We start from the raw sequence: 16767 nt of genomic DNA on the forward strand, positions 1-16767 counted from the left end.
GGCTTGGCAAGTCAGAGAGAACGGAATACGAACATATAAGCGACTTGTGAGGGGATGAGTATGAAAGTCCTAGTGACCGGTGGCGCTGGATACATTGGCTCAATATTGGTTCCGGCTTTATTGGAAAAAGGGTATTGCGTAACCGTTCTTGATAACTTTTTTTACCGTCAGAACAGTCTGATGAATTGCTGCGGAGATCAAAAGTTCGAGGTCGTACGGGGTGATTGTCGGGATGAGCGTCTTTTGTATGATTTAGTCACTCAGCATGACTGCTTTATTCCGCTCGCCGCATTGGTTGGTGCGCCACTCTGCGATCAAGATCGCTTAGGGGCCCAGTCGATCAATTTCGAAGCGGTTCAACTGCTGTGTAAGCTGCTTTCTCCTTCTCAGATGATGCTGTTTCCCGTGACGAATAGCGGCTATGGCATCGGTGAACAGGGACAGTACTGCACGGAAGACTCCCCACTACGCCCACTGACCTTATATGGGGAGAGCAAAGTGAAAGCCGAACGGGCCGTGTTGGATCGGGAAGCGAGCATCACGTTTCGCTTGGCGACTGTCTTTGGAGCATCTCCCCGCATGCGGATGGATCTGTTAGTGAACGATTTCGTGTACCGGGCCGTGCATGACCGGGCCGTGACGATTTTCGAGGGACATTTCAAACGTAATTATGTGCATGTCCAAGATGTCGCACGGGCCTTTCTCTTTGGCATTGAGCATTTCGATTCGATGAAAGGCAGATCATACAATTTAGGGTTGGATGAGGCAAACCTTTCGAAAATTGAATTGTGTCAGGCTATTCAAGCGGTATTTCCTCAGTTCGTCTACCTTGAAGCGCCAGTCGGAGAAGACCCGGACAAACGGGACTACATCGTGTCGAACGCGCGGATTCTCGAAACGGGGTTTCGCACCCAGTGGTCGTTGGAGGATGGGATTCGGGAGTTAGGGAAGTGCTTTACCATCTTGCGAAAGAATCAATATGCCAATGTATAGGGAACAATCGTGTATGGCCAACAGACCATGGACGTGGTGATTCTTTGCGGAGGAAAGGGCAGCCGTTTGCGGCCGCTCGTCTCAGATCGTCCGAAGTCCATGGCCTGCTTGCGAGGACGTCCATTTTTGGAGTGGCAGCTATTGGCGCTTCAGGCGAAAGGATTCTTCCATGTCGTTCTTTGTACGGGATACATGAAGGAGAGCATTCGAAGCTATTTTGGCGAGGGAGAACGAGTGGGGCTACAGATCAGCTACTCGGAAGAATATGAAGCAAGGGGAACTGGAGGGGCACTCAAGCAGGCGGTGTCCCATCTCCATGCCGACTCAGCATTGGTGCTCAACGGGGATTCCTGGTGCGATGTGGACGTGCATCGATTGGTACAGTTTCATGAGTCTCATGAGGCGAAGGGCACGCTCACCTTGACGACGGTCGCTCAGCCGCAACGGTATGGGCAGGTTGCTTTGGGTCGTCATGGAGAAATCGAGCGGTTTTGCGAAAAGGAAGAGACCAGGTCGTGCGGACGTATCAACGCCGGCATCTATGTGCTGTCGTATGAACTGCTTGCCGCGATTCCTTCCGAGACCCATGTCTCGTTGGAATACGATGTGTTTCCAAACTGGGTAGGGAAGGGGCTTTATGGATATGAGGGCGCGCATAGATTTTTTGATATTGGAACTCCCACGTCTTACATTCAAGCTGAACGGGAATTTGAAGACGTGTTTCAAGGACTGAGCGTGGAACATCACGTATGAAGGCACCAGTATGAACTGTAGAATTTGCCATTCGAAGGATTTAGATCTCGCCATCGATCTTCAAGATCAGCCATGGTGCAACCATTTTTTACGCGTGGACGAAATCGGGACTGAACCGTTTTATCCCCTGCGAGTCGTGTATTGCCACGCCTGTCATACTCCACAGCTTGACTATACCGTGCCCAAGGAAGTGATGTTCGGAAATCACACGTATTTGTCCGGTGTGACTCGCACGCTCAACGCACATTTTCAGGCTGTCGCGCAATGTGTGGATGACAGTTTTTGTAAACACCTCCAGCACAAGCGAGTGTTGGATATCGGGTCCAATGACGGGACGCAGCTCAAACACTATCAAGAGCTCGGGTATGACGTGCTCGGCATCGAATCGTCGAAGGGGACGGCTGACATCGCAACACAAGCAGGTATAGAAACGATTCATGCCTTTGCCGATGGGGATCTTTTGAGAGGCCTGCCGCATCAATTTCATGTCATCAATGCCGCCGGCGTGTTTTTCCATTTAGAAGAACTGCATTCGATAACGGATGGAATCCGTGCAGCGTTGCACCCTGACGGAGTCTTCGTCGTGCAATTTCTCTACATGAAACAAATCGTCGACAACATGGCGTTCGATCAAATCTATCATGAGCATTTGCTGTACTATAATCTTGAGACCATCGAGACCCTATTGAACATGCATGGGTTATCCATGTTCGATGGGTATCTTTCTCCTATCCATGGCGGCTCGATCATCGGGTTTGTCGGACCAACTGGGAAACGGGAACCTTCTCAACGATTGCAGAAACTTCGGCAGGAGGAAACCGTTCAACACAGCAATCAGTTTTCCACGTATCAGACATTCGCCGAACAGATTCAATGCATGAAATCCTCCAATCAGGAGTTTCTTCACGCGGCGAAAGACCGGGGGCTGACCATTTACGGATTTGGAGCCCCGGTCAAGGGGAACACGCTGTTAAATTATTTTGAAATTGGCCCTGCGCACCTGGACTGTTTAGTGGAAAAGAATGCGTTGCGCCGTGGGCTGTACTCTCCGGGCCAGTATATCCCCATCGTCATGGAAGACGAACTCGCTCATCCGCCCGACATGTATTATGTCCTGGCATGGAATTTCAAGGAAGAAATTCTGGCCAATAACCGAAAACTGATCGAGCAGGGTGTCGAGTTCTATTTCCCGATCGATCCCAGGCCCGTTCTCGCATGAAGATTCTCGTCACCGGCGCGACAGGATTTCTTGGGCAGACGTTGTGTCGCCACTTATCCGATGCCGGTCATATGGTCGTGGGGTTGGGGTCGAAGGATGCCGACCTGACCGACGCAACGAGTCTCTTGCGCTATAACCAGCATCGTTATGATTATGTGTATCATCTGGCGGCTTGGACTCAGGCGGGAGACTTTTGTCTGCGGCATCCGGGCGAACAATGGATTAAAAATCAACAGATCAACACCACCGTGCTCGCGTGGTGGCGTGACTGTCAATTTCAGGCCAAAATGGTCGGAATTGGGACCAGCTGTTCCTACGCGCCTCATCTGGCTACCACCGAAGAGTCCTACCTTCAGGGAATGCCGATCGACAGTTTGCTGGCCTATGCCATGACTAAGCGAATGTTGTATGTCGGGTTACAAGCCATTCAACGTCAATACGGTGGTTCATTCGTCTATGTCGTGCCCTCCACTCTTTACGGACCCGGGTACCATACCGATGAACGGCAATTGCATTTCATCTTTGATTTGATCAGAAAAATTCTTCGCGGAAAGTATCATGGAGAGCCGGTCGTCTTATGGGGCGATGGCGAGCAAACCCGGGAGCTCATCTACTTGGAGGATTTTGTTCATTGCCTCCTCGACGTGGGTGAACGGTGTGAGAACGACATCATCAATATCGGGACCGGTGAAGCAAGGAGCATCAAGTATTTCGCGAACAAAATTTGTGAGTATGTGGGATATCCATTTGAACGCGTTCAGTTTGATCCTGCGAAGTACGTGGGAGCACGGTCAAAATTTTTGAATATCGACAAGTTGAAAAAACACATTCCTCAACTCAGCTTTACGAAGCTCGAAGCGGGTTTGGCCAAGACGATCGATTGGTTTCACGCGCAGAAGGGGTGGGAGAAATCCATAGGGATGGAAGGCTAAGCATCCGATGATTATCACTCAAACGCCGGTGCGAATCAGTTTCTTCGGCGGGGGAACTGACTATCCAGAACATTTTGACAAGTATGGTGGCGCCACATTGGGAGCTTCCATCGATAAGTACACCACCATCTCCGTGACGCCACTCACCAAGTTTTTCGATCATCGAATTCGTATCAGTTATTCTCAGATGGAATTGTGCGGTTCGATCGATGAGATTCGGCACCCATCCGTTCGAGAATGTCTGCGGTATGTCCACATCGATGGCGGGGTCGAAATGAGCGTCGTCAATGATCTGCCCGCTCGAACAGGTCTCGGGTCGTCCTCGTCTTTTACGGTCGGTCTCCTGCATGCCCTTCATGCCTTTAAAGGTGAATTAGTCAGTACGGAGCAGCTCGCCCGCGAAAGTGTGTACGTTGAACGCGAACTGATTAAGGAACGGGTCGGTTTGCAGGATCAATACACCTGTGCGTTGGGAGGAGTCGTCAATCTGGAGTTTCGTGATGGCGGCAAAGTTGTCGTGAATCCACTGATCGTTCAGAAAGAGCGTCTTCATGCCCTCGAAGAACGGCTGCTCTTGTTCTATACCGGCTTGCAGAGGAATGCTCACGATATTCTTGAGCATCAAATTTCCCGGACGGCAAAAGGAGAGGTCGTTTCTCAACTCATCCACATGCAGGCGCTGGTCGAAGATGGTGCGCGGATACTCTGTAACGGTCGCGACCTGCGGGAATTTGGAGAGTTATTGCACGAAAGTTGGACGTATAAACGACAGCTTTCCGAGGCCGTGAGTAATCCCTTGATCGATGAGGCTTATGAACATGCTCGTGGTGCGGGCGCGGTAGGGGGGAAATTGCTGGGCGCAGGCGGCGGAGGATTTTTATTGTTGTATGTCGAACCGTACAATCATGAATCTGTCCGGCAGGCCCTGGCGAGCATGCTGGAGGTGAATTTTCATTTTGAAGACCAAGGTTCCCGTTTGATTTTCTACCGGCCATGAATCAGAAATTCTCTGAGATTGTTTGTGATGTGTACCGGTGGAGGCTTGTTGGTCTGGATATTGCTTGATATTGGCTCAGAGTCGTGAAGGCAGAGAATGACCGCAACACTATCCAAGGACCTCAATGTGACCATCAAACGAAAACATGCGACGAACGATGCACGGTTCTTAGAGCATTATTTCTCTCAATACCGGAAGGCCTTGGAAGAAATGGATGTGTCAAGACAATTGGTCGAGCTGAAAGACATGATGGTGCATGCTGAGAGAATCGACAAGAAAGTGATCATCGTTGGCAACGGCGGAAGCGCTGCCATCGCGAGCCATTGTTCGATCGATTTGAATAAGGTCGCGGGAATTCGTTGCATGACCTTTAACGAGGCCTCCCTGATTACTTGTCTGGCGAACGATTATGGGTACGAGTCCTGGGTCGCCAAAGCCCTTGAATTTCATGCCCAAAAAGAGGATGTCGTTGTTTTGATCAGTTCCAGCGGGAAGTCACCGAATATGATTCGTGGCGCCGAGTACGCACGTCGTCTCGGGGCCAAGCTCGTGACGTTTACGGGCTTTTCAAAGAACAACCCTTTAAAGGTTCTCGGGCATATCAACTTTTGGATGAATAGTAAAGACTACAATATGATCGAATGCTTTCATCAGCTCTGGCTGTTGTCCGTTTGCGATCTGATCGCAGAAACCCGTCAAGAACGAATCCAACCTTCCTTGCGAGCGCTACCCAATACGCACCCGGTTTCCCCCACTGTTCCTACCGCGGCATAACTGCTGAATTTGTTGACAGTATCGTCAGGGGCTTGACGCGACGTTCCGTCGAATTGACGGATGGTTGATATATTCTTGGGCATTTCTTGCCTTTTTCCTTTCTCGAATACCAAAAACGATGAGTAGTTTGAGGGTCTGATATTTGCAGAATCTTCGTGTATATGGATTTCGTGAATGTGATGGAGTTGTCGGTGTGAAGAGTGAACGGGTGTCCTGTAATGAACAAATCATGAGGCGTATTCTTGTTACGGGAGGGGCGGGCTTTATCGGCAGTCATCTTGTCGACCGCTTGATTCACGATGGGCATCATGTATGGGTTCTGGATAATTTTTCAACGGGAAGGCCTGAAAACCTGGCTCATCTCTCTGGTCATCCACGCTTGTCGGTCTCTCAGGGCGACGTGACGGATCGGAAGGTTGTCGATGAGGTGATGACGGACATCCATTGGGTCTTCCATCTGGCTTCGCTGGCTGACATCGTGCCTTCCATGGTGAACCCCTTAACCTACTATCACGCCAATGTGTCCGGGACAGCCACCGTCGTGGAAAGCGCTCGTCAGGCCGGTATTCAACGATTCGTCTATACGGCGTCTTCTTCCTGTTATGGCCTCCCTGATGTGTATCCAACTCCAGAGACTGCCGAGATCCGGCCACAATACCCGTATGCCTTAACAAAAAACCTTGGCGAGCAAATCGTGATGCATTGGGCTCAGACATATGGGCTGCCTGTCGTATCGCTTCGTCTCTTTAATGTGTATGGACCGCGGGCGCGCACATCGGGAACATATGGGGCGGTCTTTGGCGTGTTTTTAGCGCAAAAACTCGCTCGAAAACCGTTTACGGTGATCGGTGACGGTACCCAAACGCGTGACTTTACGTATGTGACGGACGTTGTGGATGCGTTCGTGAAAGCTGCCGAATCGCAGTGTGCCGAGGAAATTTTTAACATTGGCTCGGGTGGGACCTATAGCATCAATCATTTAGTCGATCTGTTGCGAGGTCCCGTCGTGCACATTCCCAAACGCCCGGGAGAGCCGGATTGCACGTTCGCCAGTATTGAAAAAGCGAGGAGCATGTTGAATTGGACTCCAACGATGACGTTTGAAGAAGGCGTTAGCGTCATGCTGCAGCATATACAGGCTTGGGAAAAGGCGCCGGTCTGGGACCCTGAATCGATCGCGGTAGCCTCGGCGGACTGGTTTCGCTATCTCGGTCGAGGCACGACTGAATTAGCCAATTGTGGGGGGCAGGTGTGGGTCGAATCGCGATATTGAGCAAAACTCGTTCGCTTGAAGATTTGTCGGCACTTCTCGATGAAGCACGCCTGCAAGGAAAAACGATCGTCCATTGTCACGGAGTGTTCGATTTGCTGCATGTCGGACATATCCGGCATTTGGAGGAAGCGAAAGCGCTCGGTGATGTCCTGATCGTCACGGTCACTCCCGATTGCTACGTCAATAAAGGCCCTCATCGTCCCGCGTTCCAACAGGACTTGCGAATCGAAAGCATAGCGGCGTTGGATGCCGTCGATTATGTCGCGGTCAATCGTTGGGAAACCGCGGAAAATGCGATCAAAATATTGAAACCGGACATTTATGTGAAGGGCCCTGACTATGGTCAAGGACGCCCGGACTTAACCGGTGGATTGTCGAAAGAAGAAGACGCGGTTGAATCAGTTGGAGGGCGGCTGGAGATCACCAATACGGTCCAATACAGTTCGACCAGTTTGCTGAATCGGTACGTTCCCTTGTTTCCCCCTGACATGAATGGCTGGTTGGGAGAGTTTCGCGACGAGTATACGTCCGGAGAGATATTGGACTATCTGGAGCGACTACGCGAACTTCGCGTGGTGGTCATTGGCGAGGCCATTATCGATGAATATGTCTATTGTAATGCGCTCGGCAAGTCATCGAAAGAACCGATATTGGCGATGCAGTTCGATTCCAAGGAAAAACATCTGGGCGGCAGTTTAGCGATTGCCAATCATCTGGCTGATTTCTGCGGGGAAGTCAGGCTAGTGACCTATTTAGGGACTATTCATCCGCACGAACGATTCATCCGGGAGAATCTCAAGCCCAATGTCCAGCCAGAGTTTGTGATGAAGTCTGGCTCATCCACGATCGTCAAACGTCGATTTATCGAGCAATATCAATTCTCCAAATTGTTCGAAGTCTATGAGATGAACGATGCCTTCCTGACGCCACACGAGCATGCACAATTGAGCGAGATCCTAGCGAAAGAACTGGCCCATGGTGATGTCGCTATGGTGGCGGATTTCGGGCACGGACTTTTATCCCCGGAGGCCATTCGCATGGTCGAAAGCCGGGCGCGATTTTTGGCCGTCAACACGCAAATCAACGCTGCGAATCTGGGTTACCACACGATTTCGAGATACCGGAAAGCTGATTATATTTCCATTCAGGAAAAAGAGATACGAGTGGATCGGCGGGACCCGCGCGGGAAGCTCAATCCTCTCGTCGAATCCTTATCGAGGGAGTTGCAATGTCCATCGGTGATGGTGACGCAGGGAAATAAAGGCACCTTGCTGTACCAGCAAGGCCAAGGGTTTTTCGAAAGTCCCTCGTTGGCGACTAAAGTCGTCGACCGCGTGGGGGCGGGGGATGCGCTCTTCGCTTTGACCGCCCCATGTGTGGCGATGGGAGTTCCAGCGGATGTGGTCGGATTTATCGGAAACTTGGCGGGAGCGCAAGCGGTTATGACCGTCGGAAATAGTCGAGCCCTGGACCGTGTTCAACTTCTGCGAAGTGTGGAGTCGCTGTTGAAGTAAAATACGAGAACGCCGCTTACAGCATTTTCAAACAGACTTTGAAACACAACGGCGTTGCCGAATTGGAGCGATGTATATGATCACTCAACCCAGATTCAAGACCGTTTTGGTGACTGGTGGAGCCGGCTATGTGGGTTCCGCTTTGGTGCCCCGATTACTCGATGAGGGGTATCGCGTCAAAGTATTGGACCTGTATTTGTACGGGGAAAGCGCTTTGCGGGAAGTGAGAGCCCACCCCCATCTGGATGAAATCAAGGGAGATATACGCGATCATCAGCTCCTGGCTCGCATTATTCCAGGTTGCGATGCCCTCATCCATTTAGCCTGCATTTCCAACGACCCCAGCTTCGAGCTGAACCCCGAGCTTGGCCGCTCGATTAATTATGAGGCTTTTCGCGGACTGGTGGATCGAGCTTGTGAAGGCGGAGTCAAGCGGTTTATCTATGCGTCTTCCTCGAGCGTGTACGGAGTCAAAGCAGAAGAACATGTCACAGAAGACCTTCCGGTCGAACCGTTGACGGACTATTCCAAATACAAGGCGATGTGCGAAGAAATCTTACTGAACGAACCATACGATGGATTGGAACGCGTCGTGATCCGGCCCGCTACCGTGTGTGGATATTCCCCCCGACTGAGACTGGATCTCACGGTCAATATTCTCACGAACCATGCGGTGAATAACAGAAAAATTATGGTGTTCGGCGGGCAACAAAAGAGACCGAACATCCATATCAAGGATATGGTCGAGGTGTATGTTCAATCTCTCACGTGGCCGGCGGAAAAGGTCAATGGGCAGGTATTCAACGCCGGGTATCACAATCTTCGTGTGGATGACATAGCACAGATGGTGAAACAGAACGTGGGCGAGGACGTCGAGATCGTTCACATGGAAACAAATGATCATCGGTCTTACCATATTTCCTCTGAAAAGATCGCCCGGACGTTAGGGTTCACTCCACAGCATTCCGTTCAAGATGCGATCGGAGATTTGCTTAGCGCGTTTCGAGAAGGTCACATTCCAAATTCTTTCGACGACAGTCGATATTTCAACATCAAGCGCATGCAAGAAGTTCAGCTTGTGTGATTGATATCACCGCATGGCAATCGAGGTCTACCACTCATGAGCATAGTCCACGTAAAACCCTCGGAATCTGAAAACTTCTCCACTGATCTGTTGCGTCGCCTGTATGTGGAGATGTTACGGATTCGGCTGGTGGAAGAACGCATCGCGGATCTGTATGCGGAAAAAGAAATGCGTTGTCCGGTGCATTTGTGTATCGGGCAGGAGGCCATTCCCGTGGGCATGAGCGCGACATTACATCGGGAAGATGTTGTGTTGAGTGGGCATCGTTCGCACGGACATTACTTGGCCAAGGGTGGGGATTTAGGACGGATGTTCGCGGAAATCTACGGCAAAGCCTCAGGGTGTGCCAAAGGAAAAGGCGGGTCCATGCACTTGGTTGACCGTTCGGTCGGATTTCTGGGCGCGACGCCGATTGTCGCCAGTTCCATCCCGATCGCTGTCGGCGCCGCATTTGCGGCGAAGCGACAACATATGAATGCCGTCACCATCGTGTATTTTGGTGAGGGCGCGACGGAAGAGGGCGTTGTGTACGAAAGCATGAATTTTGCCGTCCTGCATAATCTTTCCATTGTCTTTGTCTGTGAAAATAATCGGTATTCCGTGTATTCACCGCTATCGGTTCGTCAACCGACCACCAGAGACATCATCGAGATTGCCGAGGCGCATGGGTGTGAAGGCAAGCGGGTCGATGGAAACGACGTAGAGGCCGTCTATGAAGCATCCCGGCAAGCCGTGGCGAAGGCCCGAAGTCATGGAGGCCCGACGTTTTTAGAATGTCAAACCTATCGATGGCGTGAGCATTGCGGACCGAACTTCGATAATGATCTTGGTTACCGGCACAAGTCGGAAACTGAGCATGGGCAGGCTGATTGTCCCATCGAGTATGCCAAATCTGAACTCATCCGACTCGGAGAATACCGTGATGCATGGGAGTGTGAGCAAAGAGATCGCATCAGTGCTCAGATTGAAGCAGCCGTTCAATTTGCCAAACGGAGTCCTTTCCCAAGCAGGGAGCAGGTTTTTCATCATGTGTATGATGAATGCGCTATGACATCAGAAGAACAAGCGGCATGAACCGGCAATTGACTTATATCGAAGCCATTCGAGAAGCCTTAACCCTGTGCCTGGATCAGGACCCTTGCGTGTATGTCATGGGCTTGGGCGTCCCTGATCCAAAGGGCATATTCGGGAGCACGCGCGGACTACAGGAGCGATATGGCGAGCATCGGATCATGGATATGCCGACTTCTGAGAACGGGATGACGGGAGTAGCTCTAGGCTCCGCCTTGATGGGCATGAAGCCTGTTCTGACTCATCAACGCATGGATTTCGCGTTGCTAGCCATGGAACAAATGGTGAATCAAGCAGCCAATTGGCGCTACATGTTCGGAGGGCAGCATCGCGTGCCCCTAGTCATTCGACTGATGATTGGAAGGGGCTGGGGACAGGGGCCTCAGCATTCTCAAAGTTTGCAGGCATGGTTTGCCCATGTTCCAGGCTTGAAAGTCGTGATGCCGACGACGGCTTATGATGCCAAAGGATTGCTCATCGCGAGTATCGAGGATCCCAATCCCGTGATTTTTCTTGAACATCGTTGGCTGCATGAAACGGTCGACGATGTGCCGGCAGGCCATTACACGGTGCCGTTGGGGAAAAGCCGTATCCTTCGCCATGGAAATGATGTCACGATCGTCGGGACATCCTACATGGCCTTGGAGAGTGTTCGAGCCGCCGATAGGCTCGCCGAGGATGGGATTAACGCGGATGTCATCGACCTTCGGAGTCTTCGTCCGATGAATGATTCACTCATCCTGGCTTCGGTGCGTCGAACCGGACGTCTTCTCGTAACGGATACGGGCTGGACTTCATTCGGCGTGACGGCAGAAATTATCTCCAGAGTCGTTGAAGGAGCGTTTTCTGCACTCAAATGCCCACCGAAACGAATCGCGCTGCCTGATTGTCCGACGCCAACGTCCCACGCATTAGCCGAACATTATTATCCGCGGGCCACGCACATCATGAATGCCGTTCGTTTGCTCATGGAGAAAGAAGCGATCCCTGATATGCCGTTATCCCATTCCTCTTTACCCTGTGATGTGCCCGATCTCAGTTTCGCCGGGCCATTTTAGAAAGAACGTGTATGGACAAATTGCCGTCACAAGATTGTGTCGAATCCCCCGGGCCTAGAACTATCGCGGTCATCGGCAGCAACTCGTTTTCGGGAAGCGATTTTATCGATCTTCTTTTAGAAGACCCTCGGAATCGAGTGGTCGGTATCAGCCGATCCACAGAAAAGCACAAGGAGCTGCTGCCTTATACCCGCCACAAGAGATCAAACTTTACGTTTCATCGGATGGATATGAACACGGATGGGGATCGCCTGATACGACAATTGGACATGCTGAAACCTGACTATATCGTCAATTTCGCTGCGCAAAGTGAAGTGGCGCCCAGTTGGCGGCATCCAGAGCACTGGTTTCAAACCAACGTGGTCGCTCTGTCCAAACTTACGAATGCTCTTAAAGAGCGTGACTATCTGAAGCGATACGTCCACATCTCATCCCCAGAAGTGTACGGAACGTGTGAAGGTCGTGTGACTGAAACGGCTCCATTGAACCCAAGCACTCCGTATGCCGCGTCAAAGGCCGCCGCCGATCTTTTTCTCTTTACACTCGTGAAGAACTACAGTTTTCCTCTCGTCATGATCCGTGCCACCAATGTCTATGGCGCGTACCAGCAATTATTCAAGATTATTCCGCGGACGATCATTTCATTGAAAACAGGAAATACGATTCAATTACATGGCGGAGGAACGGCGGTCAAATCGTATATCCATATTCGTGACGTGTCGCGGGGAGAGCTGTTGGCCATGGAGAAGGGGGAGCTTGGTGCCATCTATCATTTTTCTCCTGAACATGGAATCGCTGTGAAAGAGGTGGTTCAAAAATTATGTCACGTTTTGGGAAAAGACTTCGAGCGTTCGACCATTTGCGTCGAGGAACGATTGGGCCAGGATGCCGCTTATGTCATCGATTCGAGCCGAAGTCGAACCGAGCTCGGATGGGAGCCTCGAATTACACTCGATGAGGGGTTGCAGCGCACGGTGGATTGGATCGCAAGGAGCTGGCCGATCATTGCCCATTGTCCATGGGAATATCAGCATGCGGCATGAGATCGTGCTATGCGTCGTTGACAGCGATTTTGAATGGTGTGGTGACAAATGAAGCTTTCAGACTATGTGGCCGATTTCCTTGCTCGTGAGGGCGTGAAGCATGTGTTTTTGATTTCGGGAGGAGCGGCCGTTCATCTTGTCGATTCTATCGCGAGGCATCCATTTTTGACGTATGTATGTACTCAACATGAACAAGCAGCAGCTATGGCTGCAGATGGATATGCTCGGAGCAATGGCAATCTGGGAGTAGCTTTGACGACGAGCGGTCCTGGCGCTACCAACCTGATGACTGGGGTCTGTTGTTCCTATTTTGATTCAATCCCAACGTTACTATTGACGGGGCAAGTTGCTCGGCATCGTCTAAAAGGCCGTTCGGCCTTGCGGCAAAAAGGATTTCAAGAAACGGACGTCGTTTCTATGTTTAAACCTGTCACAAAATATGCAGTGCAAGTCACAGATCCCTTGAAGATTCGATGTGAATTACAAAAAGCCGTGTTCATCGCCAGGGAAGGTCGACCCGGCCCGGTCTTAGTCGATATCCCTGATGATCTTCAGCGGGTTGAGGTTCGTGTAGACGATCTTGAAGTCTATCAACCTGAGAAGTCTTTATATCCATTTGCCCATAAACCTGAATGGTGTGAGAAACTTCAAAGCCTTCTGGATGAGGCAAAGCGACCGGTTCTTATTTACGGAGCTGGGATTCGTATTGGAAAAGCTGAGCAACAAGCTAGGGCGTTCGCAAAGAGATTGGACATTCCAGTGCTTCTGACTTGGGGGGGCGCAGATCTGCTTTCATCAGATGATCCGGTCAATGCGGGAAGGGTAGGGGTTTGTGGCCCACGAGGGGGGAATTTTACGGTCCAAAACTCAGATTTAGTGATTGCGGTAGGGACGCGATTGAATCAGATGGTGATTGGTGGACGCCCGGACCTTTTCGCACCCAACGCCTCAAAAGTGATGGTCGATATCGATTCTCAAGAATTAGAAAAATTTCAAGATCATGAAATCAAAATCGATTTAAAAATTCAGGAGACGGCGACAACTTTTTTTGCGGCTTGTTCGAGTTTGAACTGGAATCCTGACAGCCGATCACATGAAACGTGGTGGAACTGTATTAGGAGCTGGAATAAGGACTATCCCATATGTCCTGATGAATATCGGGATCGTGAAAAAGATGTTGATGCCTATGTGTTTTTAACCAAGTTGTCTGAGCGACTCAAAAGCGATGATATCGTAATTACCGATGCCGGAGGGAACTTAAGTTGGACGATGCAGACGATAGGTATTAACGAAGGGCAACGTGTGTTTTCGGCATGGAATCATTCCCCGATGGGTTATTCGCTTCCTGCCAGTATTGGGGCAGCATTGGCGACGGGACGACGGGTCGTCTGTATTATCGGAGATGGTGGCCTCATGATGTGCCTAGAAGAGTTAGCGACAGTCATGAGGCATCAACTGCCAGTCAAGATTTTTGTATTCAATAATCACGGACATGGAATTCAGAAACAGACGCTGGAAGCATGGTTGGATGCCCGCTTCGAAGCAGTAGACGAAAAAACGGGGTTGTGTTTTCCTGACTTTCAACTTGTAGGCAAGGCTTTTCGAATTCCGACTAGTCACGTTCAAACCCATCAAGAGCTGACAAGATCCCTTCTCGAAATATTTGAAGATGATAGTCCGGAGTTATGTGAAGTTGAGATTCGTTCAGATCAGAAGATTACTCCGATGTTGAAATATGGAGCAGGGCTCGAGGACTTAGACCCCAAGATCCCTCACGAGGAATTACACAAGATCATGAATATGCGTGAGCGTGCATGACGAAAGGAGAGTGAGGCGGTATGAGTCAGAAGCTGAATACTACGCAGGGAGCAATCTCCGAAATGCACAAGGTTGGACAGGACAAGCGAGAGCGGGCCAAGACCACGTTGGTCACCCTAGAAAGAAAAAAAGCCAAGAAGGAAAAGGTGGTTGCGGTTACGGCCTATACGTATCCTGAGGCACTGCTCGCAGATCGGGCCGGTGTCGACATTGTCTTGGTCGGCGATTCGTTGGGTATGACGACGCTCGGGTATAAGACCACGATTGCCGTGACGATGGAGGATATGATCAGTCACTGTCGTGGAGTCTGGCGTGCGAACAAAAAAGCCATGCAAATTGGTGATATGCCGTTTATGTCGTACCAACCATCCAATGAGATCGCCATTAAAAACGCCGGACGGTTTTTGCAAGAAGGTGGATGTGACGCAGTCAAGATTGAAGGGGCCATGATTGATCGAGTCAAGGCTATTGCCGATTCAGGCATTGTCGTGATGAGTCATCTTGGATTAACTCCCCAAACCCGTGCACTGCTTGGAGGCTACCGTGTGCAAGGAAAAACAAAATCTGATGTCGATAAGATTTTAGAGCAAGCCGTCGCTTTGCAAGATGCGGGATGTCGTCTGTTGCTGTTGGAGGCTGTTCCGCGTGAGTCAGCGGCTTACATTGCCGCCAACTTAGCGATTCCTGTTTACGGCATCGGTGCAGGAGAAATGGTCGATGGGCAATTGGTCATCATGCATGATTTGATCGGAATGTTCTTTGAATTTAAATCAAAGTTCGTCAAGCGATACTGTGAAGTCGGAAAGCTCATTGAAGAGTCATTGGCTCTATATGCTGATGAGGTGCGAATGGGGACATTTCCATCCCAAGAAAATTGTTATGAGATCAATGACGGCGAATTAGAAAAACTGCTGGCCGATCCAAAATGGAAATATGTGACAGAAGAAAAAGGGGCCACTCTTCCACATGCCTGTTAACGAACGATCCTCAAGCATGGTGGAGGAATGGGACGAGGTCAAGCATATTGCGTCTGACGTGAGGACGACATGTTCTGCTTGTGGGAATCGGCTTTCATCGCCTCTGCTTGACCTTCCAGACCTTCCATTAACTGAAATGTATTCCGCTCAACAAGTCCATGAGAAAATAGGTTTCGTGGATCAGGCATTTCATTTTTGCACGGTGTGTGGGCATGGGCTTTTGGCTCATGTGCTGGATCCGCAAGTCGTATATGGTTCGCAGTACACGTTCAGATCATCGACGAGTCATACTGCGATCAAGGCCTTGGATATGTTCAATACATTCATCTGCAGAGTTGTTAGGGATCGAACCTTCGACATAGTCGTCGAGATCGGTTGTAGTGATCTCAATCTCCTGAAAAAACTCAGAGGGCGGGCGTCTCGGTTGATTGGCATTGATCCGATCTTTGCACATGAGTCTTACCCAGACACAGATTTTACCCTCATTGGAGATCTCGTTGAACACGTCAACGTGCACGACATAACTGAAGGGACAGACTGTCTGGTCGTGAGTAGTCATACCCTGGAACATCTGTCCGACCCGAGAGCGCTGATTGAAAAATTGCTTCACGAGACTTCGGATAACACGATATTTTGTTTTCAGTTTCCTGGACTTGAGTATTTAGTCGCAGACTGGCGGTTCGATCAGATCTTTCATCAGCACCTCAATTATTTCAGCCTGCGTTCATTAACTCATATGTTGGAAAACTTGGGTGGAGAGTTAATCGGGTATGACGTGAACCCTCATCATTGGGGGACGTTGCTCGTAGCCTTTAAAAAACGATCGCACACAAAAAATGAACCTCGCTTTCGAGCCTCTAGTTTTCAGAAGCTTCAGGAAGAAGAGATTCTCAAAAACTATTCAGGATTTCGTTTGACGATGGATTCCGTATCTACGCGCTTGACCAGTTTTCGGGATTCAAAACGAGTGGGATATGGGGCATCTCTTATGCTGCCAATTTTGAGTTATTACCTTCAAAACGATCTCTCCTGTCTGGACTGCATTATGGATGATGATCCTCAAAAGGACGGCCAATTTTATGTGAACCTTCCCGTTCCTATCCAACATTCCTCTCATGTGGCCTCATTGGAAGATACCGTGTGTTTGTTGACGTCGGTCGCTTCTCGGGCGAATGTGAGACCGATGATGAAAAAGTTATTCGACCGTCATGTGCGTGAAGTTATTGTGCCATTGAGCTCGGTATAAGAGAGACAAGACTAA

General features: G+C 50.2%; 15 protein-coding genes. All 15 read left to right on the forward strand.

Annotated elements, in window-relative coordinates; all coding sequences use genetic code 11:
- Positions 1-60: 60 nt before the first annotated feature.
- The 15 genes from MRJ96_12910 to MRJ96_12980 all read left to right on the forward strand — a co-directional run bounded on the left by MRJ96_12910 (position 61) and on the right by MRJ96_12980 (position 16752).
- Positions 61-993 carry an NAD(P)-dependent oxidoreductase gene (locus tag MRJ96_12910; protein ID MDR4502343.1) on the forward strand — a complete coding sequence of 311 codons (933 nt, stop codon included), beginning with the start codon at positions 61-63 and terminating at the stop codon, positions 991-993.
- Between the two features lie 9 nt (positions 994-1002).
- Positions 1003-1746, forward strand: a complete 744-nt coding sequence (locus tag MRJ96_12915) for a nucleotidyltransferase family protein (protein MDR4502344.1) — start codon at positions 1003-1005, stop codon at positions 1744-1746.
- A gap of 10 nt (positions 1747-1756) precedes the next feature.
- Positions 1757-2965, forward strand: a complete 1209-nt coding sequence (locus tag MRJ96_12920; protein ID MDR4502345.1) for a class I SAM-dependent methyltransferase — start codon at positions 1757-1759, stop codon at positions 2963-2965.
- Positions 2962-3897 carry an NAD-dependent epimerase/dehydratase family protein gene (locus MRJ96_12925; GenBank protein ID MDR4502346.1) on the forward strand — a complete coding sequence of 312 codons (936 nt, stop codon included), beginning with the start codon at positions 2962-2964 and terminating at the stop codon, positions 3895-3897. Before MRJ96_12920 ends, MRJ96_12925 begins: the two co-directional genes overlap by 4 nt.
- 7 nt (positions 3898-3904) lie before the next feature.
- Complete coding sequence (locus MRJ96_12930; protein MDR4502347.1) at positions 3905-4894, forward strand: kinase; 990 nt, start codon at positions 3905-3907, stop codon at positions 4892-4894.
- A 126-nt stretch (positions 4895-5020) separates the two neighbouring features.
- Positions 5021-5668 carry an SIS domain-containing protein gene (locus MRJ96_12935; protein ID MDR4502348.1) on the forward strand — a complete coding sequence of 216 codons (648 nt, stop codon included), beginning with the start codon at positions 5021-5023 and terminating at the stop codon, positions 5666-5668.
- A gap of 193 nt (positions 5669-5861) precedes the next feature.
- Positions 5862-6941 carry an SDR family oxidoreductase gene (locus tag MRJ96_12940; GenBank protein ID MDR4502349.1) on the forward strand — a complete coding sequence of 360 codons (1080 nt, stop codon included), beginning with the start codon at positions 5862-5864 and terminating at the stop codon, positions 6939-6941.
- Positions 6920-8455, forward strand: a complete 1536-nt coding sequence (locus tag MRJ96_12945; GenBank protein ID MDR4502350.1) for a PfkB family carbohydrate kinase — start codon at positions 6920-6922, stop codon at positions 8453-8455. The genes MRJ96_12940 and MRJ96_12945 overlap by 22 nt, the downstream gene beginning before the upstream one ends.
- Positions 8456-8531: 76 nt before the next feature.
- A complete protein-coding gene (locus MRJ96_12950; protein MDR4502351.1) occupies positions 8532-9539 on the forward strand; it encodes an NAD-dependent epimerase/dehydratase family protein in 1008 nt (335 codons plus the stop codon).
- 36 nt (positions 9540-9575) lie between these two features.
- Positions 9576-10613, forward strand: a complete 1038-nt coding sequence (locus MRJ96_12955) for a thiamine pyrophosphate-dependent dehydrogenase E1 component subunit alpha (GenBank protein MDR4502352.1) — start codon at positions 9576-9578, stop codon at positions 10611-10613.
- Complete coding sequence (locus MRJ96_12960; GenBank protein ID MDR4502353.1) at positions 10610-11668, forward strand: alpha-ketoacid dehydrogenase subunit beta; 1059 nt, start codon at positions 10610-10612, stop codon at positions 11666-11668. Before MRJ96_12955 ends, MRJ96_12960 begins: the two co-directional genes overlap by 4 nt.
- Before the next feature lie 11 nt (positions 11669-11679).
- Positions 11680-12711, forward strand: a complete 1032-nt coding sequence (locus MRJ96_12965) for a GDP-mannose 4,6-dehydratase (protein ID MDR4502354.1) — start codon at positions 11680-11682, stop codon at positions 12709-12711.
- A gap of 48 nt (positions 12712-12759) precedes the next feature.
- The gene (locus MRJ96_12970; GenBank protein ID MDR4502355.1) at positions 12760-14529 is read left to right on the forward strand and encodes a thiamine pyrophosphate-binding protein; all 1770 of its coding nucleotides are present in this window, start codon (positions 12760-12762) and stop codon (positions 14527-14529) included.
- 20 nt (positions 14530-14549) lie between these two features.
- The gene (gene panB, locus MRJ96_12975; GenBank protein ID MDR4502356.1) at positions 14550-15506 is read left to right on the forward strand and encodes a 3-methyl-2-oxobutanoate hydroxymethyltransferase; all 957 of its coding nucleotides are present in this window, start codon (positions 14550-14552) and stop codon (positions 15504-15506) included.
- Positions 15496-16752: a class I SAM-dependent methyltransferase gene (locus MRJ96_12980; GenBank protein ID MDR4502357.1), complete on the forward strand. Its 1257-nt coding sequence runs from the start codon at positions 15496-15498 to the stop codon at positions 16750-16752. The genes panB and MRJ96_12980 overlap by 11 nt, the downstream gene beginning before the upstream one ends.
- Positions 16753-16767: the final 15 nt, after the last annotated feature.

The sequence above is a fragment of the Nitrospirales bacterium genome, assembly GCA_031315865.1.
GTDB lineage: Bacteria > Nitrospirota > Nitrospiria > Nitrospirales > UBA8639 > JAGQKC01.